Origin of the sequence: Fodinicurvata sp. EGI_FJ10296 (assembly GCF_040712075.1) — a bacterium.
Lineage (GTDB): Bacteria > Pseudomonadota > Alphaproteobacteria > DSM-16000 > Inquilinaceae > JBFCVL01.
Genome location: NZ_JBFCVL010000006.1, coordinates 235,560 through 260,471 on the forward strand (window position 1 = coordinate 235,560; position 24,912 = coordinate 260,471).

Below are 24,912 nucleotides of genomic sequence, written 5' to 3' on the forward strand. Positions count from 1 at the left end.
GGAATGCAGAAAATCGAAAGCGGGGCGAGGGATGGGCCAGGCTATGGCCTAGCTATCGCCAGGTTTTTGGGCCCGCTCTGTTCAAGTCCCGTTGTCAGTCGGGAGCCTCCTCCTGCCCTGGCGTCGGCGGCGTAACCCTGATCAGCGTGATCTGGTTGCGTTGCCGGCGAAGAATGTCGAACCGGAAGCCATGGAACAGGAACGACTGTCCGACATTGGGTATGCGGCGGGCTTCGTGGAGGATCAGCCCGGCGAGAGTCGCCGCCTCTTCGTCGGGAAGCCGCCATTCGAATTGCCGGTTCAGGTCCCGGAGCGTCACCGTGCCGTCGATGATATAACTGCCATTGGTCTGCGGGCGAACACCCGCAACCGGAATATCGTGCTCGTCGGTAATATCGCCGACGATTTCCTCAAGTATGTCTTCCAGCGTAACGACGCCCTGGAGGCTGCCATATTCGTCGACGACCAGTGCGAAATGCTCGCGCCGCTTGCGAAAGGCGTGCAGCTGATCCAGCAACGACGTCGAGTCCGGAATGAACCACGGCGTTGCCGCGATCGAGAGCAGGTCGAAGCCCCCCGCGTCAGTTGATTGGTTGTCGGTTGAGTCGCCATCGGTCCGGTCGTCGTCGGCTGATCCGGCTGTCTTGCCGGCGTCAACTGCCGGCTGCTCGTCGATTGCCGCCGTTGCGTCAGGCGCTGCCGATGCGTCGGAACTGGTCGCATAGGTACCCGGGGCACTGTCGCCCATGCTCTCGCGGAAGGCATCGGTTAACGCGCCCTGCCGCCGGAGTGTGCGCAACATGTCCTTCGCGTGCAAAACGCCGACGACGTTGTCGGGATCATCCCGCCACAACGGGATGCGGGTAAAGGGGCTGTTGAGGACGGCTTCCACGATGACGTCCAGCGGCTCGTCGACATCGATCGCAAGAATGTTGCGGCGGTGAGTCATGATCTCGCCGACCTCGACATCGCTGAGGTCCAGGATCGACCGCAGCATGGCGCGCTCGTGCTGGGTTTCCTCTTCAGGTCCCCTGTGCAGCTCGATTGCGCCGCGCAATTCGTCGACATAGTCGGTCATCGACATGTTGTCGGTGCTGAGGCGCATGCCTCGCATCAAAAGCCGGACCAGAAATCCTATGCCATAGGTGATCGGGGCCAGGACCATCACGACCATGCGGAGCAGCGGCGCGACGGCGAGCGCAATCCGATCGGATTGCTGAATGGCGACCGTCTTGGGCAGCACTTCGGAGAAAACCAGAACGAGAAGTGTCATGACTACGGTCGCGATCGGGACCGCCCCTTCGCCGACGACGGCAATGAAGAGCGTCGTTGCCAGCGCGGACGCCAGGATGTTGACCAGATTGTTGCCGAGCAGGATCGCGCCAATAAGGCGTTCCTTGTCGAGGCGCAGACGGTTGACCGTCGCGGCCCGGGTATTTCCGTCCTGTTCCAGCTGGTGCATCTTTGCGCGGCTGGCTGCGGTCAATGCTGTTTCCGACCCCGAGAAGAATGCGGAAAGGAGCAGCAGCACGGCAATGCCGCCAATCGTCAGCCACATGGCTGTGTCCATCTTTCGGCCCTCAAACCTCTGTGATCGCGTGAGATAGAAACGACAGGATCCGCGTTTCGGGCGTCTCGGCTGTGGTAAAGGCACCGCCGATGCCGCGCGTCAGTATCAGGGTCACCCGACCGCCCGACGCCTTCTTGTCGTGCGTCATGTGATGAAACAGCCGTTTCGCCGGCGGTGGCGCCGCAAAGCGTTCACCGATCGTCGTCGGCAAGCCGGCATCGGCCAGATGATCGCGAAGGCGCCTTGCGTCGGGCGCGGAGCAGTGCCCGAGTTCGACGGAAAACTCGAACGCCATGACCATGCCGATCGCCACTGCTTCGCCGTGAAGCAAAGACCCGTCATATCCCGCCTCGGCCTCGAGCGCGTGGGCGAAGGTATGGCCGAGATTGAGCAATGCGCGACCGCCATGTTCGCGCTCGTCGGCGGCGACGATGGCGGCTTTCGAGCGGCAGCTCTCAGCGACGGCGTGGGCCAGGGCAGCCTGTTCCCGGGCGAGCACGCTGCGACCATTGCTTTCGAGCCAGTCGAAGAAGTCGGGCCTGTCGATGGCTCCGTATTTGACGATTTCCGCGTACCCTGCCTTCATTTCGCGGTCTGGCAGCGTGTCGAGCGTCCCCGTGTCGGCCAGAACGAGGCGCGGCTGGTGGAAGGCACCGATCAGGTTCTTGCCCGCAGCGGCATTGACGCCGGTTTTTCCGCCGACCGAGCTGTCCACCTGGGCCAGCAGGCTGGTCGGCACCTGAACGAAATCCACGCCCCGCAGCAGCACGGCCGCGGCGAAACCGGCGAGATCGCCGACCACGCCGCCGCCCAGCGCGACGATTGTCGTCGATCGGTCGATGCCCCGAGCCAGCAGCCGTTCAACCAGATCCGCCAGTACGGTCATGCTCTTGGACGATTCGCCCGCCGGTACGGTTTCGACCGCCGCGGCGATCCCTGCGGCATCCAGCGCAGCGACCAGGTCGCCGGCATGAGCCCGGGCGACGGTCTCGTCGGTGACGATAACGGCCCGCCGCGACCGCATTACCGGGGTGATCAGGCGGTCGGCCCGGGCGAGCAGCCCCTTGCCGATGAGGATGTCGTAACGCCGTTCGCCCAAGGCGACGGTCACCGTGTCGGTCATGGTATCCGCTTTGCCGTTTGTCATCATTCGGCCCATGTTTACCGCGATCGAAGCCGCGCGTCATCAGGCGCGGCGACGGACGGTGTCTTGTCGGCCCGGCCTGGTGCCGGTCCCGTCGCCATGACCCAGGCGCGCAGCAGCAACCCACGATCATTTTGAAGGCTCGGTTGACGCGGGGATCGATATCTGTATGGTCGGCGGCGGGCCACACCTCCCCAACGGGGTGCAACTATTCTGGAAGGAATAGCCATGACGAAGCCAACGGTTCGCCCCGCGAATCCGAATTTCTCTTCCGGTCCGTGTGCCAAAAGGCCGGGCTGGTCCCTATCACAACTGAAGACCGACTCTCTCGGACGCTCGCATCGCGCTGCCATCGGCAAGTCGCGCCTCGCCGAGGTCCTTGATCGAAGCCGGTCGATACTCGGTATTCCCGACGATTACAGAATTGGTATTGTGCCGGCGTCGGACACCGGCGCCGTCGAAATGGCCTTGTGGTCGATGCTCGGTGCGCGCGGCGTCGACATGCTCGCCTGGGAAAGTTTCGGCGAGGGATGGGTCACCGATGTCGTCAAGCAGCTCAAGCTCGACGACGTACGCACCATGACCGCCGACTACGGTCACCTGCCGGATCTCGGCAGTGTCGGTGCCGACCGCGACGTGGTCTTTACCTGGAACGGTACCACATCGGGTGTCGCGGTCCCGAATGCTGACTGGATCGCCAACGACCGCACGGGCCTGACTTTTGCCGACGCAACGTCGGCGGCGTTCGCCATGGATCTGCCGTGGCAGAAGCTCGACGTGACCACATGGTCCTGGCAAAAGGTCCTTGGCGGCGAGGGCGCGCACGGCATGATCGTGCTCAGCCCGCGCGCGGTCGAGCGGCTGGAATCGTTCTCTCCCGGCCGTCCGCTGCCCAAGATCTTTCGCATGACCAAGGGCGGAAAACTCAACGAGGGCATATTCAAGGGCGAAACGATCAATACACCGTCCATGCTGGCGGTCGAAGATCATCTCGACGCCTTGCGCTGGGCGGAGTCGATCGGCGGATTGCCCGCCCTGATCGACCGTTCCAGGGCCAATCTCTCCGCCGTGGCCGAATGGGTCGAGCGGACTCCCTGGGTCGATTTCCTTGCCGCCGATGCGGCGACCCGGTCTTCGACCTCGATCTGCCTGAGGATCGTCGATCCGGCCATCACGAGCCTTGATGAAAAGGCGCAGGGTGAGGTGCCGAAGGCGATCACCAAGCTGCTCGAAAGTGAAGGCGTCGCATACGACATCAACGGATATCGCGACGCCCCGCCCGGCCTCCGGATATGGGGTGGCGGCACTGTCGAATCGACCGACATGAAGGCGTTGCTGCCCTGGCTCGACTGGGCGTACCAGGCGGTCAAGGCGGAAAAAGCAAAAGCCGCCTGATCATCGATTCCAGTCGCCCGCTGCGGCGCCGGACTCTCATTCTTGCATTTACAGGCGATCGGGCAAAGCGCCCGACGCGGATTCCGATGGCTCGGGGTGGTGGCGACGCCACCGTCCCGGCAATCGGGACAATGGAGGTATTTAAATGCCCAAGGTTCTGATTTCAGACAAACTCAGCAATCGCGCGATCGAGATATTTACCGAGCGCGGTATCGAGGTCGATTTCAAGCCGGGACTGTCTCCCGAAGACCTGATGTCGATCATCGGCGACTATGATGGCCTGGCCATACGGTCGGCAACCAAGGTCACCCCGCCCGTGCTTGAAGCAGCGACCAACCTGAAGGTGGTCGGGCGCGCCGGTATCGGTGTCGATAACGTCGATCTGCCGGCGGCGACGGCTCAGGGCGTCGTTGTCATGAACACGCCGTTCGGGAACTCCATCACGACGGCAGAACACGCCATCGCGATGATGTTTTCTCTCGCCCGGCAGATTCCCCAGGCCAATGCCAGCACCCATGCCGGCAAATGGGAAAAGTCCAAATTCATGGGGACCGAGGTCTACGGCAAGACTCTCGGTCTGATCGGTTGCGGCAATATCGGCGCGATCGTCGCGGACCGTGCCGTCGGCCTGTCCATGCATGTCGCTGCCTACGATCCGTTCCTCAGCGTTGAGCGGGCCGAGGAGATGGGGATCGAGAAGGTCGAACTGGACGAGTTGTTCCGCCGAGCCGACTTCATTACCCTGCACACGCCGCTGATTGACGCGACCCGCAACATTCTGAATGCCGAGGCGTTCAAGAAGATGAAAAAGGGCGTGCGGATCATCAACTGCGCGCGCGGCGGACTCGTCGACGAAGCGGCCCTGAAGGACGCTCTCGACAGCGGACACGTTGCCGGTGCGGCGCTGGACGTCTTCGAGGAAGAGCCGGCAAAACAGCATCCGCTGTTCGGTATGGAAAACGTCGTGTGCACCCCGCATCTGGGCGCCAGCACGAGTGAGGCGCAGGAGAACGTCGCCATTCAGGTCGCCGAGCAGATGTCGGACTTCCTGCTGACGGGCGCTGTTACCAATGCCCTCAACATGCCGTCGGTCAGCGCCGAAGACGCGCCGCGTCTGCGGCCTTATATGAAGCTGGCCGAGCAGTTGGGCGGTTTCGGCGGTCAATTGGCCGAAAGCAGCATCAAGTCGATCGCCGTGTCCTACGAAGGCGAAATCGCCGGCCTCAACGTCAAGCCACTGACGGCGACCATTCTGATGGGCGTTCTGCGGCCGCAGCTTGACAGCGTCAACATGGTGTCGGCGCCTATGGTCGCCAAGGAACGGAACATCGACGTTTCCGAGACCAAGCGCGAAAAGGCCAAGGGCTACCACACGCTGGTGCGGCTCCAGATCGTCACCGACAAGGGCGAGTTCACCGTGCGCGGTACGGTTTTCGCCGGCGAGAAGCCCCGTATCGTAGGAATCGACGACATCATCCTGGAAGCCGAACTGTCCGATTTCATGCTCTTTGTCACGAACGAGGACAAGCCGGGCCTTATCGGCGCATTGGGCACGCTGCTCGGCAACAGCCGGCTCAACATCTCCAACTTCCATCTCGGCCGCCGTGAGCACGGCAGCGGCGCCGTCGCGCTCGTCTCGGTCGACGAAGCCGTACCGCAGAACGTCGTCGAGGATGTGCGTCACCTTCCCAGCGTGACCAACGTCCGCGCTTTGAAGTTCTGATCGGCCGGCATTGTGCCTGATGGTCGGAAAGTGCCATAAAGAGACTGGTGCGCGGCGGATCGATACCCGGTTGGTATCTGATCCGCCCGTTCCGGCCACCGCGTCCGGGATCGATTCGTTGGGATCGATGCCGGCAACGGAGGGCACTGCGCCGCCAGTCACAGCCACCACATCATCGCGACCATGACCGACACAGCCACTCACCCCGACAGTCAGGCCAGCGGCGCTTCAGCACCGCCGGGCACCGATGCCCATTGGGCGCTGCTGCCGACCGGATTTCACGACGGCTTGCCGCCTCTTGCCGAGCATGAGGCCAAGGTCGTGGACGGGCTGATGGCCTGTATCGCGTCGCATGGCTATGATCGGGTGAAGCCGCCGCTTTGCGAGTTCGAAACATCGCTGCTCGCCGGTGCCGGACAGGCCCTTGCGTCAGAGACGTTTCGGCTCATGGATCCTGCCAGCCAGCGGATGATGGGTCTGCGGGCCGACATGACGACACAGATCGCGCGGCTTGCGGCGTCACGCCTGAGCAGCGCGCCGCGGCCGCTTCGTCTTGGATATGCCGGTCAGGTGCTGCGGGTGACCGGCGGCCAGATCCGTCCTGAACGTCAGATCGCGCAGGTCGGCGCCGAACTCATCGGTGCGACCGGTCCGGCCGCCGATGCCGAAGTGGCCGCTCTGGCGCTCAAAGCTCTGGAGAAGGTTGGCGTCACGGGGCTGTCCCTCGATCTGACGGTGCCAACACTGGTGGGAAAAATACTCGACGCTCATGCCCATGCTGATCGGGAGGGCGACGGGGACGGCGATCGCGACCGGATCATGGCGGCGCTCGACCGCAAGGACGCGGCCGATGTGCGGGCGCTCGGAACCCCGGTCGCCAAGCTGTTGCATGCCTTGCTGCGGGCCGAGGGGGCCGCGGAAAAGGCACTGGATGCCGCACGAAAACTGGCGCTTCCCGACAGCGTCGCCGCAGACCTTGACGAACTGGCCGATATCGTGGCGCGCCTGCGGGTTCTGGCGCCCGGAACGACGCTGACGATCGACTTCGTCGAGCATCGCGGTTTTCGTTATCATACCGGCGTGACGTTCTCGTTGTTCGCACGGCGCGGCCGGGGCGAACTCGGGCGTGGCGGACGCTATATCACGGCCTCGCCTGCCGGACGCGCGGGCGAGCCCGCGACGGGGGTAACTCTCTATCTGGACAGTATTCTCCATACGATACCGGCAGCGACGCCAATGCGCCGCATCTATGCCCCCTATGGGGCCGATGCGGCGGCCGTGGCCGCACTGCGCGACAGCGGACGGATCGTCATCTCCGGTCTCTCTGCCGATGCTGGGCCGCGCGACGAAGCGCGCCGCCTCGGCTGCGCGGACATCCTGGTTGATGGTGCGGTCCATCCGGTCGATTGAGGCGTAGCGCCGAATCGTCCGATGAATCGCGATGATGCAGATGCGGGCAATTGGGACCCGCCGAATTACGGAAAGACGCACAGATGACGAATGTGGTTGTCGTCGGCTCTCAATGGGGCGATGAGGGCAAAGGCAAGGTTGTGGACTGGCTGTCGAATCGCGCGGATGTGATCGTGCGCTTCCAGGGTGGCCATAATGCCGGCCATACGCTGACCATCGACGGCAAGGTATTCAAATTGAGCCTGCTGCCGTCAGGCGTCGTGCGCGGCGGCAAGCTGTCGGTGATCGGCAATGGCGTCGTCGTCGATCCGTGGGCGCTGATCGACGAGATCGAGCGGGTCCGTGCGCTCGGCGTCGATATCACGCCGGAATCCCTGATGCTCGCGGAGAACGCGACATTAATCCTTCCCCTCCACAGCGCCGTCGACAAGGCGCGCGAGGTGGCACGGGGTGAGAACAAGATCGGCACGACCGGCCGTGGTATCGGCCCGGCCTATGAGGACAAGATCGCCCGCCGGGCGATCCGCGTCTGCGATCTCGAAGACGAGGGCATCCTAGCCCAGAAGATCGACGATTTGCTGCTCCACCACAACGCCCTGCTGCGCGGTCTCGGTGCCCCGGAGTTCAAGGCCGACGAACTGGTTGCGCAACTCAGGGCGATCGCGCCGAAGGTCCTGCCTTATACCGGCGTCGTCTGGCGCACGCTGGATGCCGCCCGCCAGGAGGGCAAGCGGATCCTCTGGGAGGGTGCGCAGGGCGCCTTGCTCGACGTCGACCATGGGACGTACCCGTTCGTGACTTCCAGCAATACCGTTGCCGGGCAGGCCGCGACGGGATCCGGCAGCGCACCCGGCGCGTTGGGCCGTGTTCTGGGCATCACCAAGGCCTACACGACCCGCGTAGGCTCGGGGCCGTTTCCAACGGAACTGGACGACGATATCGGGCAGCGCCTGGGGGAACGGGGGCGCGAATTCGGGACCGTTACAGGCCGGGCACGGCGATGCGGCTGGTTCGATGCCGTTCTCGTCCGTCAGGCCGTCAAGACTGGCGGTATCACCGGCATCGCTCTGACCAAACTGGATGTCCTCGACGGCTTCGAACATCTCAGAATCTGCGTCGGCTACCGGTGGCGGGGCCGCGATCTCGATCATCTGCCGGCTTCTCAGGTGGCGCAGGCCGAGGTCGAGCCGGTTTACGAGACCCTTCCCGGATGGACCGACAGCACCCAGGGCGCCCGGAGCTGGGCGGAATTGCCGGCCAATGCGATCAAATACATCGTCAGGATCGAGGAGCTGATTCAAACGCGCGTCATCCTGCTGTCCACAAGCCCGGAGCGGGACGACACGATCGTTACCGCCGATCCATTCGGCGATTGAGGGCTACGGACCGCTTAAATCAATGACGCCGGCAGATATCCGGCCGCGACCTGTCTGATCCGGGTTAACGGTTCGTTTGGCTTATGGCGCTAGCGTGTCGGTGAGACTGCGGGGCAACCCGCGAGTGTCAACCATTCTCGCCGATACGGGACGCGCAACTGACATGGCCACCGACGATACGCTTTTGCCCGATCAGGCCACGGAGACCGGCAATGGCGCCGCACTGGATGGTGACGGCGTATCGGGTCAGGGCGGACAACAGGGACCGGCGGGTGGCGCGCCATCGGCCGCGTCGCTGAAAGTCCGGCTGCACAATCGTTTCGAAATCGATGCCGAAAGCCCCTTGCCGGACCTCGATTCGCACACCGCGTCGGCCTATGCGGCACGGGGGCGGGAAGAAGCGGGCCGCAGTCTGTTCAGCCTCGTGCTCGACCCGCTGCGGCCGAATCGCCTGGATGTCATGGGGTCGCTCCGGGGCATCGACCAGGTATCCATCCTGCGCATGATCGAATTCGGCGTCGTTCCGTGGGGGCGCGACGAAACCGAGCGGTTGGTGGTCATTTTCGAACAGCCCAACGGCCCCCGTCTGGCGCGGACGATCAACGATCGGCGGGAGCCGATGTCGGAAGATCAGATCGCTCGCAAAATACTGGTCCCGATGGTCGCGGCAATGCGCGAGCTTCGGGTTCGGCGTGTGTTTCACGGCTCTATCAATCCGACGAACCTGTTCATGAACGACGGCGGTGGCGTGCAGCTGGGCGAATGCGTCAGTTGTCTTCCGGGGGCGATGCAGCCGACCGTCTTCGAACCGCTGGAACGGGGCATGGCAATGCCCAGTGGCCGCGGTACCGGCGTATTGGAGGACGATCTCTACGCGCTCGGCGTTACCTGTGTTTTCCTGGCGCTCGGCTACAATCCTGTCGCTCATCTGTCCGACGAGGAAATCACCCTTCAGAAAATGGAAAAGGGCACTTTCCAGCTTCTGGCCGGCGATGTGAAATTGCCGGCTGCGCTGATAGAGCCGGTGCGCGGTCTGCTCATCGATGACAGCGGTCAGCGCTGGTCGCTTGACGATCTCGACCTTTGGGCGAGCGGCCGGCGCCTTTCGCCAAAGCAGGCGCAGCCGCCGAAACGGGCGGTCCGGCCTATCGATTTCAGTGGTGGTCAGCACTGGACCGCCCGATCGCTTGCCCATGCCATGCGCAAACAGACGGCCGAGGCCAATGGCGTCATTGAAAGCGGCGGGCTGGAACACTGGCTCAATCGCAGCCTTGATGACGAGGCGACGCTGAAGCGGGTGCTGGAGGCCATGCGAACGGCGGGTATGGGGCGCGGCGGCTCAATCGAGGAACGCCGTGTCGCCCGCGTGATCATGGCGCTCGATCCAAAAGGACCCGTTCGCTACAAGGGCGTCGCGGTGATGCCCGACGGGCTCGGCGGCGCATTGGCCGAGGCGCTGGGCACCGGCCGGTCGACCCAGGAACTGGCCGAAATCGTGTCGGCTCAACTCCCCATGTTCTGGGTCAATGTTCAAAGCACGTTCCGGCCGGAATTCGTTCCTCTGGCGAAGAAATTCGACCAGATGCGCGGCTATCTGGAGAATACCGGCATCGGCTTTGGAATTGAGCGGTGCCTGTATGAACTGAACCAATCGCTACCCTGCCAAAGCTCCATCCTTCAGGGGCACTATGTCACCGAACTCGATGCATTGCTGACGGCCCTGGAATCCATGGCGGAGAAGGGAAAGCACGGCAGCGGCCAGCAGGGGGCGGGACCGCAGGAACCCGTGGACCGTCATGTCATGGCTTTCATGCTTTCCCGCCACGGCGGGCTCGATGACAGACTCGTGCAGAAGCTGAATCGCGACCGAGAGGACCCTGCCCGGCGTATCGCCATTCTCGACATCTTCCTGGAACTGCAGAAGCAGGCGCGTATCAAGAGCGTGCCTAACCTGTGCGTGTGGCTCGCGGCCCTGATCGAACCGGCGGTGGCGCTCTACCATAGCCGAACCCTGCGAACCCGAATGACAGAGGAACTCGCGGCGCAGGCGAAGACCGGTATGGTGAGAAACCTCTATTCATTGATCCACAATGGCGATCTTGCCCGTCGCGACGCCGCCGGGTTCGACATGGCCAGACGCGAATTCGAGTACACCAACCGGGGAATCGCCCAGCGCCGAAAAGACATTCAGGACAGTCCGGCCGTCAACGGCGAACTTGGCCGCCAGATCGCGGCCGTCGCCGCCGGTGTCATGTCGATGGTGCTGTTGGTTGGGATCATACTGGTTCAGGCCGTTTAGGATGGCGGGCGGGCCGGCCCTTCCCGTCGATGAAGCCACTGGCGAGCCGTCCGACTCCTGTCAATCGGCACGCACGAATGGAAATGGAAAGTACGCTCGATGACGACGGTCTCGAAACAGGGCGGCCCCAAGTCCGGCACCGCGCCCTTGGTATCCCGTCAGGGTAAGGCCCGGAGGCGACCGGCGACCGGCTGGAAGTTGGGGATGCTCATCGGTATCTGCGCGCTTCCTTTTGCATTGCTTGCCTTGCCGACGACCCTGCTGTTCGCGGTGGGAATGGCGCCGACGATCGTGGCCCTTATCGTCGATCGGGACCCGAACAAGTTTGCGCCGATCACGGTCGGGTCGCTGAACTTCTGCGGCGTGATGTCGACGGCCATACCGCTGTGGGGGGGTACCCATTCGCTCGATGGCGTTGCATCGGTGCTGGCGGATCCCTTTACATGGCTCGTCATGTATGCTGCGGCTGCGCTCGGGTGGCTGCTCTATTTTTCGGTTCCGCCTGCGGTGAGCACGTTCATGGCGATGCGCTATCAGGCAGAGATCGACGAAATGACCGCGCGGCAGGCCGAACTCAAGGAGGAATGGGGAGACGATGTCGCCGACGCTTCGGGGCATGCGGATGCGGCGGCTGCAGCCTGACGCCTTTTCTTTTTGTTATCGTTCAAATTGACAGCGGACCGGGGCCATTTCAAATTTTCAGATGTGTGACCGGCCGCTGCATTCCTTCGGTCGGATGCTGTGACTGGTCTGCAGGGGAATATTATTACTCCTTGCGTTTGATGCGGCACGAGTAATATCTTTACCCAAATGACCCTCAAAGTGTTCCGCGAGATATCAATGCGCCGCGTCAAACTTGACCGAATCGACCGTCGGATCCTGCGTGATCTGCAAGACGATGGCCGTATGACCAATGTCGAACTGGCTCGTCGGGCAGGTATTTCGGCGCCGCCGTGTCTGCGTCGCGTCAGGGCGCTGGAGGAAGCCCAGTTCATTCGCGGCTACCACGCGGACATCAACCCGGAGGCTTTGGGCTATGGCGTTATGGTCTTTGCCCATGTCGGGCTGACGAGCCAGGCCGAGAACGATCTTCGGGCATTCGAGGATCTGGTGGCATCCTGGCCTCTCGTGCGGGAATGCCACATGTTGGCCGGGGAGACCGATTTCCTGCTTAAAGTCGTTGCGGAAGACTGGGACAGCTATCAGAAGTTTCTGACGACGCAACTCACGGCTGCGCCGAATGTCAGTCATGTGAAATCTTCACTCGCAATCCGGACGGGCAAGAGCCTTCCCGGAGTGCCCGTCGACGTCAATGTCGGTCCCGCAGGGGATGACCATGACGAGGAATGAGGGGCAGGCGGCAATTGCCGAACGTGGTCTGTTCTAGAGTTCGTTGTAGTAGAGCGCGCTTTGTTTGTAGGCCGTGATGGCACTGCGAATGAGGACGTTGAGCACCGCCGCTACGGGCATGGCCAGTAGTATGCCGACGAAGCCGAACGTCGCGCCGCCGGCCAACAGTGCGAACAGAATCCACACCTCGCTCAATCCCACGCTGCGGCCGACCAGCCGAGGCGTCAGGTAATAGCTTTCCAGCGCTTGTCCCGCCAGAAAGACTCCGATCGTTGCCAGGATCGGATAAAAGCTGTCAAAGGTCACCAGGGCTGCGATGAGACTCAGTGCCAGCCCAACTGCAAATCCCAGAAACGGTATGAATGCAGCAATGCCGGCAACGACCCCGATGAAGATGCCGTACTGAAGGCCAAGGAGAGTCAATCCGACGCTGTAGAAAGCCGCCAGAATCAGGCACACCAGAACCTGACCGCGCATCCATGCGCTGATGGCGTCATCGACGGCCTGTGCGTGGCTGCGCACGATCGGCCTTTGCTTTGGCGGAACGAGATCGTCCATATGCGTCAGCAAGGCGGGCCAGTCGCGCATTGCGAAAATCGCGACGATCGGCGTGATGAACATCAGGCTGACGAAGTCGAAGAGAGCCATGCCGCCGCTAAGTAGCTGCAGCCCGACCTGTCCGGCTGATTCCATTGCCCAGCCGACGGATTCACTGCCGATGTCGATAATGCGGTCGCCCCATCCGTCGGGAAGGAACTCGTCCAGGATGATCAGCGGTGTCAGTTCTTCGTTGGCGATCGCTTGCTGAAGATCGGAGAGCGCAGTGACGAACCCTGCAGCCTGCGAGATAAGGATCGGCATGGCCGCCACGATAAGCCCCGCAATGGCGACGAAGAATCCACCGACGATCAGCATACCGGACGCAATTCGGGGCACACCGCGCTCTTCAAGCCAGCGACAGGCCGGGTCGCAAAGATACGCCAGCAGTATCCCGACTAGAAAAGGCGCCAGAATATCCGATACGAACCACAGAAACAGTATGCCGACGCCCGCGATCAGGCACCAGACGACAATCCGCCGATCAATATTCATATGCTACCCGAGCGACATTGAGACCCCGGGTAGCATTCGCCGGAGCAGGGCAAACGCAACCCCCGGGATGGGTCAGTTATAGGTGACGGAAATCACTTCGTACGAGCGGGCGCCGCTGGGGGTCGTAACCTCGACAAGATCGCCGACACTTTTACCGATCAAGCCACGAGCCAGCGGCGCGGTGATGGAGATACGGCCATCCTTGATGTCACTCTCGTCTTCTCCGACGATTTGATAGGTGATTTCCTCATCAGTATCCTCGTCGGCGAGGCTTACCGTTGCGCCGAACTTGATTATATCGCCCGACAGTTTGGAAACATCAATAACTTCGGCTCTGGCGATTTTGTCTTCCAGTTCCAGAACACGACCTTCGATGAAGCTTTGACGCTCCCGCGCGGCGTGATATTCGGCATTCTCGGAGAGATCACCATGTTCTCGAGCCTCGGCGATCGCACGGATGACTTCCGGTCGCGCGGTCGATTTCAGAAACTTTAGCTCGTCCTGCAAACGGGCGTAGCCCGTTGCGGTCATCGGGACCTTCTCCATATTCTGTCTACCTTCTAAGGAAAATTCGAGCGGCGATAACCTTAACGCCGCCCGCCAGTCGTTAACGAACATAAACCGCCGCAACCTCTGCTGCGGCGGCTCCGGCAAGTCACGGTTCCAGGCCGGTCATGATACCCGGCCAGTTACAATTCCCGGCCGGCACCCGGCAGGTTACGATCCGAAGACATAAGATTGCAGCGCCTCGACTTCAAGCTCACCTTCCTTCAGTGCGGCGATGGCCTCTACCGCAGCGCGCGCCCCAGCGATCGTCGTATAATAGGGAATAGTATTGACCAGAGCGGTTCGCCGCAACCCCATGCTGTCGCGTACGGCCTGGGCGCTATCGGTCGTATTGATGACGAGGTCGATGACCCCGTTCTTCATTTCATCGACGATGTGGGGCTGGCCTTCCAGCACCTTGTTGACGGTGGTCACCGTCAGGCCGTGCGACGCGAGAAAGGCCTGGGTGCCGCGCGTAGCGACCAGGGTGAAGCCGAGTGCGGCCAGACCGCGGGCGATCGGTTCCAGGTTGGCCTTGTCGCGGTTGCGAACGGACAGGAAAGCCCGTCCCTCCCGCGGCAGGGTTACCCCTGCGCCCAGCTGTGACTTGAGAAAGGCGCGGCCGAAGCTTCGGTCGAGACCCATGACCTCGCCGGTGGACTTCATTTCCGGCCCGAGCAGTGTGTCGACCCCGGGGAATCGGGCGAACGGGAACACGGCTTCCTTGACCGCGACATGGGGTGGCCGGTGGCCGAGCAGCAGCTTCTGGTCGCGGAATGTCGACAGCGGTTCGCCGGCCATGATCCGCGCGGCAATTTTGGCGATTGGCGTGCCGGTCGCCTTGGCGACGAACGGCACGGTCCGGCTGGCGCGGGGATTGACCTCGATGATGTAGATTTCGGCCGGCCCGTTCTCGGGGCCTCCCTCGGGTGTCTTGATGGCGAACTGCACGTTCATCAGTCCGACGACGCCCAGCTCTTTGGCCAGAAGCCGTGTCTGATCCTCGATCGCCGCCATGACGGCGTCGGTCAGACTGTGAGGCGGCAGGGCGCAGGCGCTGTCGCCCGAGTGGATTCCGGCTTCCTCGATGTGCTCCATGATCCCGGCGACATAGACGTCGCTGCCGTCGGAGACGGCGTCGACATCAACCTCCACGGCATCCTGAAGATAGCTGTCGATCAGTACCGGGTTGCGCCCCGAAACGATAACGGCCGTAGTGATGTAGCGGCGCAATTCCTCGCGGTTGTGGATCACCTCCATGGCGCGGCCGCCGAGGACATAGCTCGGCCGCAGAAGCAGGGGATAGCCCAGCCGTTCAGCGATCCGCTCGGCTTCTTCGGCCGACCGGGCAAGACCGTTCGCAGGCTGGCGAAGGCCGATGTCATTGAGCATGTCGGCGAACCGCTCGCGATCCTCCGCACGGTCGATGGCGTCCTTGGGTGTGCCCAGGATCGGTATGCCGGCGGCTTCGAGATCACCGGCGAGCTTCAGCGGTGTCTGCCCGCCGAACTGGACGATGACGCCCAGAAGGGCGCCGTTTCTTTGTTCCGTGCGCACGATCTCGATGACATCTTCGGTCGTCAGTGGCTCGAAATAGAGCCGGTCCGATGTATCGTAGTCAGTGGATACCGTCTCCGGGTTGCAGTTGACCATGATGGTCTCGTAGCCGGCCTCCTTCAGGGCATAGGCGGCGTGGACGCAGCAATAGTCGAACTCGATTCCCTGCCCGATCCTGTTGGGCCCGCCGCCGAGGATGATGATCTTGCGGCGGTCCGTCGGCAGGCTTTCGCAATCGGGCGGGTTGCCGTCGTCGGGTTCATAGCACGAATACATGTACGAAGTGGGGGTCGAGAACTCCCCGGCGCAGGTATCGATCCGCTTGTAAATCGGCGTGACGTCCCGCGCCCGCCGCACCGCCGACACCGCGCGCTCATCCATGCCGACCAGTTCGCCCAGGCGCGCATCCGCGAACCCCATCATCTTCAGGTCGAGCCAGTCACCGCGTGATTCGGGCAGGCCGTTCTTCTTCAAATCCGCTTCGGCAGTCACGATTTCGTTGATCCGATCGACGAACCACGGATCGTATTTGCAGATACTGGTGATTTCGGCCGGCGACATGCCGAGGCGCAGCGCCTGGGCGATGACGAGAATTCGATCGGGTGTCGGCCGCGACAGGGCCGCGCGCACCGGATTGAGATCCTTGACCGGCGCGCCGTCGTCGAGACCTTCGATGGCGATCTCGTTCAGGCCGGTCCAGCCGGTCTCCAACGATCGCAGCGCTTTCTGAAAGCTCTCGGAAAAGCTGCGGCCGATGGCCATAGCCTCGCCGACGGATTTCATCGACGTGTTTAGCATCGGTTCCGCGCCGGCGAATTTCTCGAAGGTGAACCGGGGAATCTTGGTGACCACATAGTCGATCGTCGGCTCGAAACTGGCCGGCGTGACGCGGGTGATATCGTTGGTCAGTTCGTCAAGCGTATAGCCGACGGCCAGCTTTGCGGCCACCTTGGCGATCGGAAATCCGGTGGCCTTGGACGCCAGGGCGGACGACCGCGATACCCGCGGATTCATTTCGATCACGACCAGTCGGCCAGTCTCCGGGTCGACGGCAAACTGCACATTCGAACCGCCGGTATCGACGCCGATCTCCCGCAGCACCGCGATCGAGGCGCTTCGCATGATCTGGTATTCTTTGTCTGTCAGTGTCAGTGCCGGCGCGACGGTGATGCTGTCGCCGGTATGCACCCCCATCGGGTCGATGTTCTCGATGGCGCAGATGATGATGCAGTTGTCGGCCCGATCCCGGACCACTTCCATCTCGTACTCTTTCCAACCCAGTACGGATTCCTCGATCAGGACCTGGTGAACCGGGCTGAGCCTCAACCCGTTGCGGACAATGTTTTCGTATTCTTCCCGATTGTAGGCAATGCCGCCGCCAGCGCCGCCAAGGGTATAGCTGGGCCGGATAATGGCGGGCAGACCAACATACTCTAGCGCATCGGTTGCCTGATTAAAGTCGCTGACCAGACGCGACCGGGGACTGTCCAGGCCGATGCTGTCCATGGCTTCACGGAATTTCTGCCGGTCCTCGGCCTTGGCGATCACGTCCTTGTCGGCGCCGATCATTTCGATGCCGAGCCGCTCAAGCGTGCCGTCCTCCGCGAGGGCAATGGCCGTATTCAGCGCAGTTTGGCCGCCCATGGTCGGCAAAAGCGCGTCAGGGCGCTCCCGTTCCAGGATGCGCGCGACCGTGGCCGGGGTGATCGGCTCTATGTACGTCGCGTCGGCCAGTTCCGGATCGGTCATGATCGTTGCGGGATTGGAGTTGACCAGAACGACGCGATAGCCCTCCGCCCTGAGCGCCTTGCAGGCCTGAGCCCCGGAATAGTCGAACTCGCACGCCTGGCCGATGACGATCGGGCCGGCGCCGATGATGGCGATCGAGCGGATATCGGTGCGCTTGGGCATGGATCGAAGGTCTCTCGGCCAATTGCGCCCAATTTGGGCAAGGAACAGTAAGGAACGGTTGTGACGGCAACCCGCCGCCCTGCAAGGGGCGGCGCCGTTATAGCGCCGTCGCCGGAACGTTGGAAGGCCTGTCGATGCGACAGTCAGGCCCTGCGGTCGATCATTTCCATGAACCTGTCGAACAGGTAATGGCTGTCGACCGGCCCGGGCGATGCTTCGGGATGGTACTGAACCGAAAAGACAGGACGGTCCTGCAACCGGATCCCTTCGTTGGTACCATCGAACAGGCTGACATGCGACGGAACGATGCCCTCGGGCAGGGATTCCGGAACGACCGCGAAGCCGTGATTCTGGCTCGTGATCTCGACCTTGCCGGTCGCCAGATCCTTCACCGGGTGATTGGCGCCCCGGTGGCCGCGCTCCAGCTTTCGTGTCTGACCGCCCAGGGCCAGCGACAGCAGCTGGTGCCCGAGGCAAATTCCCATGACCGGCACGTCCGTCTGGAGAATTGACCGCAGTGTCGGAACCGCGTAGGCGCCCGTGGCGGACGGATCGCCCGGACCGTTGCTCAGGAAGATTCCGTCGGGCCGATGGGACAGAATGTCTTCCGCCGTGGCCGTCGCCGGTACAACGGTCACACGGCATCCCGCCGTGGCGAGGCACCGCAATATATTGCGTTTGGCGCCATAGTCGATGGCGACGACGTGCCGGGTCGGGTTGTCCTGCACGCCATAGCCGTCGTTGAGCGACCAGCACGTTTCACGCCAGCTGTACGTCTGCGTGCACGTCACGTCGCGGGCCAGATCCATACCTTCCAGACCCGGCCATGCCCTGGCCTCGTCGAGAGCGGCATCGATGTCCAGATTTCCATCGGGGGCATTCACGATCACGCCGACCGGCGGGCCGCCGTCGCGGATGCGCCGGGTGAGCCGCCGGGTATCGATGCCCGACAGGCCGACGATGCCGTTCATCTTGAGCCAGTCGTCCAGCGACCGTTCAGAGCGCCAGTTTGATGGCGCGGTCGGGTCATGCCGGACGATGAGGCCGCGAGCGGCCGGCGTCGTTGTTTCAACGTCTTCGACATTGGCGCCGACATTGCCGATATGGGGAAAGGTGAACGTAACGATCTGGCCGGCATATGACGGGTCGGTCAGGGTCTCCTGATAGCCGGTCATGCCGGTATTGAAGCACACCTCGCCGACGGCACGGCCGTGGGCGCCGATCCCGCGGCCGCGGAAGACAGTTCCATCCGCAAGGACGAGAGCGCCGGTGGCCTCGCGCACTCCCGATCGGGAGCCCGACGAAGGTGCCGGGGCGCTGGCCGTTGAGCTGAAAGGTGTGGACTGCATCATAGGTATGTCTGCCCGATATCGACTTTGCAATTGACGAAGACGCGCCGACCTCCTAACTCGGGGCGGTCGGCCACGAGGATCGGCAATCCGATAAAGCATGATTCCGGGGTAGAACGCCAGTGATCCCGGAGCATGTCTGGACCGAGTGCCGTGCAGAACGCCTGATCCGGAACAGGATCAACGACAGGCGGGCCTTGGAACTGCGGGTTGAGCGGTCGTGCCGCGAGGGTTCGCGAAGCGGCGTCACGGATTACGGTTTGCGGCCCATTCATCCAGTTCCGTTCATGAAAATCCGATCTTTAGGTGTTGCGTGCTGCAGCAGATCAGTAGACTTCTGTCGGGAAACCCCAGATCGGGGCGCGGCAGCAATAGGGACAATCTCGGCCTGTCGATCGTCGGCATGGCTTGCCGGAGGCCTGATTCGATGATTCGCCAAAGACTGACCGATAGCCTGAAGCAGGCGATGAAGGAGCGTGACGATCGGACGGTGCGCACCATTCGTCTTATCCTTGCAGCGCTGAAGGACAGGGATATCGCGGTTCGAACCAAGACGGGACGCCAGGACGGCCTGGACGATCAGGAGATCGTTTCATTGCTCCAGACAATGGTCAAACAGCGCCGCGAGAGCATTGCGCTCTACGAGCAGGGTGCGCGGGTCGATCTGGCCGAGGGGGAGCAGGCAGAGATCGCGATCATTGAGCGGTTCCTGCCCCAGCAGATGTCGGACGACCAGATCCGCGAGGCCGTGAATGCGGTCATCGCGGAAATCGGCGCTACCGGGCTGAAGGATATGGGACGTACAATGGCGACATTGAAGTCCCGCCACGGCGGGACCATGGATTTTTCGAAGGCGAGCGGCGTCGCCAAAGCGGCGCTCAGTGGCTGATCGGGCAAAGCGTGCGTAGAAACCGGAGGGGCTGACGTGTCGATACCGCCGTCGTTCCTTGAGGACGTAAAGAGCCGTATCGGGCTGTCTGATCTGGTCGGACGGTCCGTACGTCTAAAGAAGGCAGGGCGGGAATATTCCGGCCTCTGCCCGTTTCACAAGGAAAAATCCCCCAGTTTCACAGTCAACAACGACAAGGGCTTCTTTCACTGCTTCGGCTGCGGTGCCCATGGCGATCACATCGGCTTTCTGACCGATCATGACGGCCTGTCCTTTATGGACGCCGTTGAGACGCTCGCGTCGATGGCGGGAATGGAAGTGCCGAGGCCGGCGCCTGGTGATCAGGCGCGGGAAAAGCGTCGCAAGACCCTTCATGATCTGGTCGAGGAGGCGTGCCGCTATTTTCAAGGTGCTTTGAACACGCGTGACGGTGAAACCGCACGTGACTACCTTAAGGGACGCGGATTGGACGATGCGGCGATCACCCGGTTCCGGATCGGATACGCGCCCGCGGCCGGTCAAAGGCTGGTGGAGCACCTGACGGCGCGAGAGTTCGACCCGGCGGCAATTGAAGAGGCCGGTCTCATTCGTACACCGGAGGACGGTCGCAAGCCGTACGCGTTTTTCCGCGACCGGATCGTCTTTCCCGTCACCGACCGACGTGGGCGCGTCGTGGCGTTCGGAGGCCGTGCGCTCAACGACAATGGCCCGAAATATCTCAACAGTCCCGATGGCCCGATTTTTCACAAGGGCCGGCTTCTGTACAACCTTGCCGGTGCCGCACCCGCCGTGCAGCGCGGGCACGGATTGATCGTGGTCGAAGGCTATATGGATGTCGTGGCACTGGTGCGGGCCGGTTTTCACGGCGCCGTCGCGCCGCTGGGAACGGCGCTGACCGAAGAGCAGGTCGATGTTCTCTGGCAGGTCTCGCGCGCGCCGGTGATCTGTTTCGATGGCGACAATGCCGGGCTTCGGGCTGCATTTCGCGCAGCGGAACGGGTGTTGCCCCGACTGCGTCCGGACCATACGATCAAGATCGCGTTTCTGCCGTCGGGCGACGATCCGGATTCGCTGGTGCGTCGTGACGGCACAGAGGCTGTGCGCAAGGTCCTGACGGCGGCGCTGCCCCTGGCCGAAATCGTGTGGCGCGAGGAATATGCCCGTCACGATGTCAGCGCACCGGAAGGTCTGGCGGGACTCAGGGCAGGGCTCGACCAACGGGCGCAGTCGATCGGAGACTCAACGGTTCGTACCTATTATCAGCAGCATTTCCGGGACCGCCTGGCCGAAGTTTTCCCATCGGGCAACCGATTCGCAGGATGGGGTAACGATAACGGCAGAAGTGCCCGACCGGGTTCGGGATCCGATTCGCGCGGAGCGTGGAAATCCGGCGGACGAGGGAGAGGCGGCTGGTTCGGGAACCAGGGCCGCGCGAATGGTGCTCGCGCGGCTGGTGCGGGTGGTTCCCATGTGTCCCGCTACGCGCCATTGCCGGTCGAGCCGCCGTCGCGGGTAACGAACGCGCGATCGTTGATGCCGCTGATATTGTTGGCCCTGATCATCAATCACCCGCGTGCCTTCGACGAATATGGCGAAGTTCTGGGGCTGCTGCGTATCGAGGATGCCCAACTCGACAGACTGCGCCAAAAGGTAATAGCCGTGCTTTCGGCATATGAATCGGAAACCGGGGCCGACTTGGAGACTCAACCGGGGCCAGTGCCGGGCGCTGCGGACGCGCAGGGTGAGACCGTCCTTGATTCGGAAGCCGCCAAAGGCCATCTAATCAATTCACTCGATACTGATGCGCTGAAAAGACTTGACCTTTCGGGCGTTTACGACCATGCGCCATATGTGGGATCCGACAGGAGCGACGAGGCTGCGATCGACGGGTGGCGAGAAACATGGCGTTTACATGGCGTTCGTGAGGTGCGTGACGAGATCAGGCGGGCACTGTCACTGCTCGAGGGCGATCCGTCCGAAGGCAATCGGCAGCGGATATCGGCCCTCAAGTCCATCGTTGCGGAAAACCGTGGCACCGGCCCGTGAACTCGGCGCGGCTCCATACGGATGGGTCAGCTGCAGATCGCTTGCCAGGCTCGCAACACGGCCCATTTTTCAATAAGGAGACACGAATGAATGCGGATGTTCAGGCTCTTTTATACTGTCCTGTTTGGTGCAGTTCATAGCGCAATGCCGGTGGCTATGGTTCCATTGAGTTGACCTCTGCACGTTTCGTCCATGCCCGCAGCCGACCCGGGTCGTTTGCGGGCATCGACGTTTCAGTGGGGGTTCCGGCCTCGTCGCAGGTTTTCGGCGCCCAGTGCGACCGAACACAGGCAATGGATGGCGCGGGTTGCCGCGCGGCCCATCGTCGCTTTCGACGAGGATAATCTGATCGGACGGTCCCGTTTGTCGGACGGAAATTGCGAGTAGTATATGGCGAAGACGACGAATTCCGCGGAGACGAACGAAGCCCGCGACGATGCTGGTGAAGGTCCGCTTCTGGACAATGTCGGCCAGTCGATCAAGAAGATCATCTCCAAGGGCAAAGAACGGGGCTACATCACGTATGATGAGCTGAACGCCGTTCTTCCCCCCGACCAGACGTCATCGGAGCAGATCGAAGACGTCATGGCGGCCCTGTCGGAGATGGGGATCAATGTGATCGAACCGGAGGAGGCCGACGACTCCGCCAGTGCGGCTCCGGAAGCCGACAAGGACGGCGATTCCCGCGTATCAGGCAATCTGGACGATGATGAGATCGGTCGAACGGACGATCCCGTTCGGATGTATCTGCGTGAAATGGGGTCGGTGGAGCTGCTTTCGCGCGAGGGTGAGATCGCCATCGCCAAGCGGATCGAGGCTGGCCGCGAGATGATGATCGGCGGCATCTGCGAAAGTCCGCTGACCATTCGCGCCATCATCGAATGGCATAATGCCATCAAGGAAGGCAAACTGCTGCTTCGCGATATCATCGATCTCGACGCTACCTATGGCGCCGGACCTGATGGCGGAAACGGGCCGGACAATAGCGCCGGAGCGGGCCAGTCGGGGACGGGCCAATCGGAAACCGCCGATGCCGCCGGAGCGGCTGACGGCGAGCCGAATGCGGATCGATCCGGAGATGGGGCAGGAACCAACCCGATTGCCGGGCAGGCCGTCCATTCGGCGCTCCGGACCGGCGGCGGACAGTCCGGCAATGCCGCATCGACGCAAGCATCAGGCGCGGTACCGGGCACATCTGCATCGAATGATGACGAGCCCAGGGTCGATGACGGCGACGAAGACGACCTCGATGACGACGGCGTGGGCATGTCGCTATCGGCGATGGAAGAGGCGCTGAAGCCACAGGTCCTCGAAACGTTCGACCAGATCGAGGAAACGTATGGCAAGATGTACAAGCTGCAAGAGCAGCGGCTGTCTCATCTTCAGCGCGGCGAGCCACCACCCAAAACAGCGGACGCAAAATACGAAAAGCAGCGATCGGACCTCGTTCGCCTGATGGACGGCGTGCGTCTCAACAACGCCCGTATCGAACAACTGGTCGAGCAACTCTACGTGCTCAATCGGACGCTGGTGGGGCACGAGGGCAAGCTCATGCGCCTGGCGACCGACGCCAAGATTCCGCGTGACGATTTCCTGAAAGAATATTTCGGCCGTGAGCTGGATCCGACATGGGTCGAGCGGGTCAAGGCCAAGGACAAGCGCTGGGGCCGGTTCGTCGATCGGAGCGGCGAGCAGGCGCAGGTGATTCGATCCGCGATCCGTGACGTGTCCGAACAGGCCGGTCTGCCGGTGTCCGAGTTCCGGCGCATCGTCGCGACCGTCCAGAAGGGAGAAAAGGAAGCTGGCCGGGCGAAAAAGGAAATGGTCGAGGCAAACCTGCGTCTCGTGATTTCCATTGCGAAAAAATATACGAACCGCGGCCTGCAGTTCCTGGATCTGATCCAGGAGGGAAATATCGGCCTGATGAAGGCGGTTGACAAGTTCGAGTACCGGCGTGGCTACAAGTTCTCGACCTATGCGACATGGTGGATTCGTCAGGCGATTACCCGGTCCATCGCCGATCAGGCGCGGACGATCCGTATCCCGGTCCACATGATCGAGACGATCAACAAGCTGGTCCGGACAAGCCGGCAGATGCTGCACGAGATCGGCCGCGAGCCGACGCCGGAAGAACTGGCGGAGCGGCTGATGATGCCGCTGGAAAAAGTCCGCAAGGTGCTCAAGATCGCCAAGGAGCCCATCAGCCTTGAAACGCCGATCGGGGACGAGGAAGACAGCTATCTTGGCGATTTCATCGAGGACAAGAACGCGGTTCAGCCTTTGGACGCTGCGATCCAGTCCAATCTGCGCGAGACCACGACGCGGGTCCTGGCCAGCTTGACCCCGCGTGAGGAGCGGGTTCTGCGCATGCGCTTCGGCATCGGGATGAACACCGACCATACCTTGGAAGAGGTCGGGCAGCAGTTCTCGGTGACCCGGGAGCGTATCCGGCAGATCGAAGCCAAGGCCCTGCGCAAGTTGAAGCATCCCTCACGGTCGCGTAAGCTGCGCTCGTTTCTGGATACCTGAGGCGCTGGGGGCGGTTGTTGGCGCCGGGTGGCGTCGGCCCCTCGTTCACGGGATATTTTCGCAGCATTTCAGTGGCAGGACAAAAGATAGATGGCAGCTAAAGGGATGGCGCTGAAGCCCGGTTTCGGCCGTGATGCCGTGAATTCGCGCCCGGTGAAAGGTTGCGTCGTGTTTCTGGCTCTGTCGCTTGTTGCGGCGTGCAGTGATTCCGCTGGAACCGGGGACGTCGCCAGTTCTGGCGCAGAAGAAGACGCGCACGCGATGACCGGCAGTGTCGTTCAGGGCCGGTTCACCGCGCAGCGCTGGTGTTCGTCGTGTCACCAGGTTGACGCTACGGCGCCGGGTGTCGAGGCCGGAGCGCCGGCCTTTGTTGCCGTGGCAAACAGACCGGACACGACGCGAAGTTCGCTTCTGGACTTCATGGATGAGACCCACCCGGTCTACAGCCTCGGCGCTCCGATCGATATGCCGACGGATGTCCTGTATGAACGGGAAAAAGCCGATCTTGTAGCTTATATAGTTTCTCTCCGCCAGACCGACGACTAGGGCTGCCGTGCCATCGGCCCTGGCATCGGTGGCGCGACAGCGGCAATTGATCGTTGACGCGAACGACCGGGAAGGCTAACCCTTCGCAACGGTTGGGGCCTGTAGCTCAACTGGTTAGAGCCGGCCGCTCATAACGGTCTGGTTGGGGGTTCGAGTCCCTCCGGGCCCACCAAGATTTTC

At 62.3% G+C, this 24,912-nt stretch carries 17 protein-coding genes and 1 tRNA gene; 12 read left to right on the top strand and 6 right to left on the bottom strand.

The features are described from left to right. Positions 1-94: 94 nt before the first annotated feature. Positions 95-1,570, bottom strand: coding sequence for an HlyC/CorC family transporter (locus ABZ728_RS14795; protein ID WP_366656986.1), 1,476 nt, complete (start codon positions 1,568-1,570; stop codon positions 95-97). Positions 1,571-1,580: 10 nt separating this feature from the next. Then, positions 1,581-2,693, bottom strand: a complete 1,113-nt coding sequence (gene aroB / locus ABZ728_RS14800) for a 3-dehydroquinate synthase (protein ID WP_366656987.1) — start codon at positions 2,691-2,693, stop codon at positions 1,581-1,583. A gap of 249 nt (positions 2,694-2,942) precedes the next feature. Here aroB and ABZ728_RS14805 point away from each other — a divergent pair, with 249 nt between their 5' ends. The 7 genes from ABZ728_RS14805 (at position 2,943) to ABZ728_RS14835 (ending at position 12,267) form a co-directional block, all read left to right on the top strand. After that, positions 2,943-4,109 carry a phosphoserine transaminase gene (locus ABZ728_RS14805; protein ID WP_366656988.1) on the top strand — a complete coding sequence of 389 codons (1,167 nt, stop codon included), beginning with the start codon at positions 2,943-2,945 and terminating at the stop codon, positions 4,107-4,109. Between the two features lie 145 nt (positions 4,110-4,254). Then, complete coding sequence (serA, locus tag ABZ728_RS14810; protein ID WP_366656989.1) at positions 4,255-5,832, top strand: phosphoglycerate dehydrogenase; 1,578 nt, start codon at positions 4,255-4,257, stop codon at positions 5,830-5,832. Between the two features lie 183 nt (positions 5,833-6,015). Continuing rightward, the gene (locus ABZ728_RS14815; RefSeq protein WP_366656990.1) at positions 6,016-7,242 is read left to right on the top strand and encodes an ATP phosphoribosyltransferase regulatory subunit; all 1,227 of its coding nucleotides are present in this window, start codon (positions 6,016-6,018) and stop codon (positions 7,240-7,242) included. An 83-nt stretch (positions 7,243-7,325) separates the two neighbouring features. Beyond that, positions 7,326-8,618 (top strand): adenylosuccinate synthase, encoded by a 1,293-nt coding sequence (locus ABZ728_RS14820; protein ID WP_366656991.1) that lies wholly within the window; start codon positions 7,326-7,328, stop codon positions 8,616-8,618. A gap of 163 nt (positions 8,619-8,781) precedes the next feature. Beyond that, a complete protein-coding gene (locus ABZ728_RS14825) occupies positions 8,782-10,917 on the top strand; it encodes a serine/threonine protein kinase (RefSeq protein WP_366656992.1) in 2,136 nt (711 codons plus the stop codon). Positions 10,918-11,016: 99 nt separating this feature from the next. After that, positions 11,017-11,559, top strand: a complete 543-nt coding sequence (locus tag ABZ728_RS14830) for a hypothetical protein (RefSeq protein ID WP_366656993.1) — start codon at positions 11,017-11,019, stop codon at positions 11,557-11,559. 198 nt (positions 11,560-11,757) lie between these two features. After that, positions 11,758-12,267: an Lrp/AsnC family transcriptional regulator gene (locus ABZ728_RS14835; RefSeq protein WP_366656994.1), complete on the top strand. Its 510-nt coding sequence runs from the start codon at positions 11,758-11,760 to the stop codon at positions 12,265-12,267. Positions 12,268-12,300: 33 nt separating this feature from the next. Here ABZ728_RS14835 and ABZ728_RS14840 read toward each other — a convergent pair whose 3' ends face one another. The 4 genes from ABZ728_RS14840 to carA form a co-directional block, all read right to left on the bottom strand. Next, a complete protein-coding gene (locus tag ABZ728_RS14840) occupies positions 12,301-13,359 on the bottom strand; it encodes an AI-2E family transporter (protein WP_366656995.1) in 1,059 nt (352 codons plus the stop codon). A gap of 72 nt (positions 13,360-13,431) precedes the next feature. Then, positions 13,432-13,905, bottom strand: coding sequence for a transcription elongation factor GreA (gene greA / locus ABZ728_RS14845; protein ID WP_366657201.1), 474 nt, complete (start codon positions 13,903-13,905; stop codon positions 13,432-13,434). Between the two features lie 171 nt (positions 13,906-14,076). After that, positions 14,077-17,373, bottom strand: a complete 3,297-nt coding sequence (gene carB / locus ABZ728_RS14850) for a carbamoyl-phosphate synthase large subunit (RefSeq protein WP_366656996.1) — start codon at positions 17,371-17,373, stop codon at positions 14,077-14,079. 143 nt (positions 17,374-17,516) lie between these two features. Continuing rightward, positions 17,517-18,725: a glutamine-hydrolyzing carbamoyl-phosphate synthase small subunit gene (gene carA / locus ABZ728_RS14855; protein ID WP_366656997.1), complete on the bottom strand. Its 1,209-nt coding sequence runs from the start codon at positions 18,723-18,725 to the stop codon at positions 17,517-17,519. Positions 18,726-19,149: 424 nt separating this feature from the next. Here carA and ABZ728_RS14860 point away from each other — a divergent pair, with 424 nt between their 5' ends. The 5 genes from ABZ728_RS14860 to ABZ728_RS14880 all read left to right on the top strand — a co-directional run bounded on the left by ABZ728_RS14860 (position 19,150) and on the right by ABZ728_RS14880 (position 24,904). After that, a complete protein-coding gene (locus ABZ728_RS14860; protein WP_366656998.1) occupies positions 19,150-19,611 on the top strand; it encodes a GatB/YqeY domain-containing protein in 462 nt (153 codons plus the stop codon). 36 nt (positions 19,612-19,647) lie between these two features. After that, positions 19,648-21,657 carry a DNA primase gene (gene dnaG / locus ABZ728_RS14865; protein WP_366656999.1) on the top strand — a complete coding sequence of 670 codons (2,010 nt, stop codon included), beginning with the start codon at positions 19,648-19,650 and terminating at the stop codon, positions 21,655-21,657. 390 nt (positions 21,658-22,047) lie between these two features. Further along, the gene (rpoD, locus tag ABZ728_RS14870) at positions 22,048-24,186 is read left to right on the top strand and encodes an RNA polymerase sigma factor RpoD (protein ID WP_366657000.1); all 2,139 of its coding nucleotides are present in this window, start codon (positions 22,048-22,050) and stop codon (positions 24,184-24,186) included. 90 nt (positions 24,187-24,276) lie between these two features. Next, a complete protein-coding gene (locus ABZ728_RS14875; protein ID WP_366657001.1) occupies positions 24,277-24,732 on the top strand; it encodes a hypothetical protein in 456 nt (151 codons plus the stop codon). A 95-nt stretch (positions 24,733-24,827) separates the two neighbouring features. Next, positions 24,828-24,904: transfer RNA gene (locus tag ABZ728_RS14880), tRNA-Ile, on the top strand. The last annotated feature ends 8 nt before the right edge of the window (positions 24,905-24,912 follow it).

Coding starts and splice junctions, on each gene's coding strand:
- ABZ728_RS14860 (WP_366656998.1), top strand. CDS start 19,150: ATGATTCGCCAAAGACTGACCGATAGCCTGAAGCAGGCGATGAAGGAG.
- ABZ728_RS14830 (WP_366656993.1), top strand. CDS start 11,017: ATGACGACGGTCTCGAAACAGGGCGGCCCCAAGTCCGGCACCGCGCCC.
- greA (WP_366657201.1), bottom strand. CDS start 13,905: ATGGAGAAGGTCCCGATGACCGCAACGGGCTACGCCCGTTTGCAGGAC.
- ABZ728_RS14840 (WP_366656995.1), bottom strand. CDS start 13,359: ATGAATATTGATCGGCGGATTGTCGTCTGGTGCCTGATCGCGGGCGTC.
- ABZ728_RS14875 (WP_366657001.1), top strand. CDS start 24,277: ATGGCAGCTAAAGGGATGGCGCTGAAGCCCGGTTTCGGCCGTGATGCC.
- rpoD (WP_366657000.1), top strand. CDS start 22,048: ATGGCGAAGACGACGAATTCCGCGGAGACGAACGAAGCCCGCGACGAT.
- ABZ728_RS14825 (WP_366656992.1), top strand. CDS start 8,782: ATGGCCACCGACGATACGCTTTTGCCCGATCAGGCCACGGAGACCGGC.
- carA (WP_366656997.1), bottom strand. CDS start 18,725: ATGATGCAGTCCACACCTTTCAGCTCAACGGCCAGCGCCCCGGCACCT.
- ABZ728_RS14815 (WP_366656990.1), top strand. CDS start 6,016: ATGACCGACACAGCCACTCACCCCGACAGTCAGGCCAGCGGCGCTTCA.
- ABZ728_RS14805 (WP_366656988.1), top strand. CDS start 2,943: ATGACGAAGCCAACGGTTCGCCCCGCGAATCCGAATTTCTCTTCCGGT.
- ABZ728_RS14795 (WP_366656986.1), bottom strand. CDS start 1,570: ATGGACACAGCCATGTGGCTGACGATTGGCGGCATTGCCGTGCTGCTG.
- serA (WP_366656989.1), top strand. CDS start 4,255: ATGCCCAAGGTTCTGATTTCAGACAAACTCAGCAATCGCGCGATCGAG.
- ABZ728_RS14820 (WP_366656991.1), top strand. CDS start 7,326: ATGACGAATGTGGTTGTCGTCGGCTCTCAATGGGGCGATGAGGGCAAA.
- carB (WP_366656996.1), bottom strand. CDS start 17,373: ATGCCCAAGCGCACCGATATCCGCTCGATCGCCATCATCGGCGCCGGC.
- ABZ728_RS14835 (WP_366656994.1), top strand. CDS start 11,758: ATGCGCCGCGTCAAACTTGACCGAATCGACCGTCGGATCCTGCGTGAT.
- aroB (WP_366656987.1), bottom strand. CDS start 2,693: ATGACCGACACGGTGACCGTCGCCTTGGGCGAACGGCGTTACGACATC.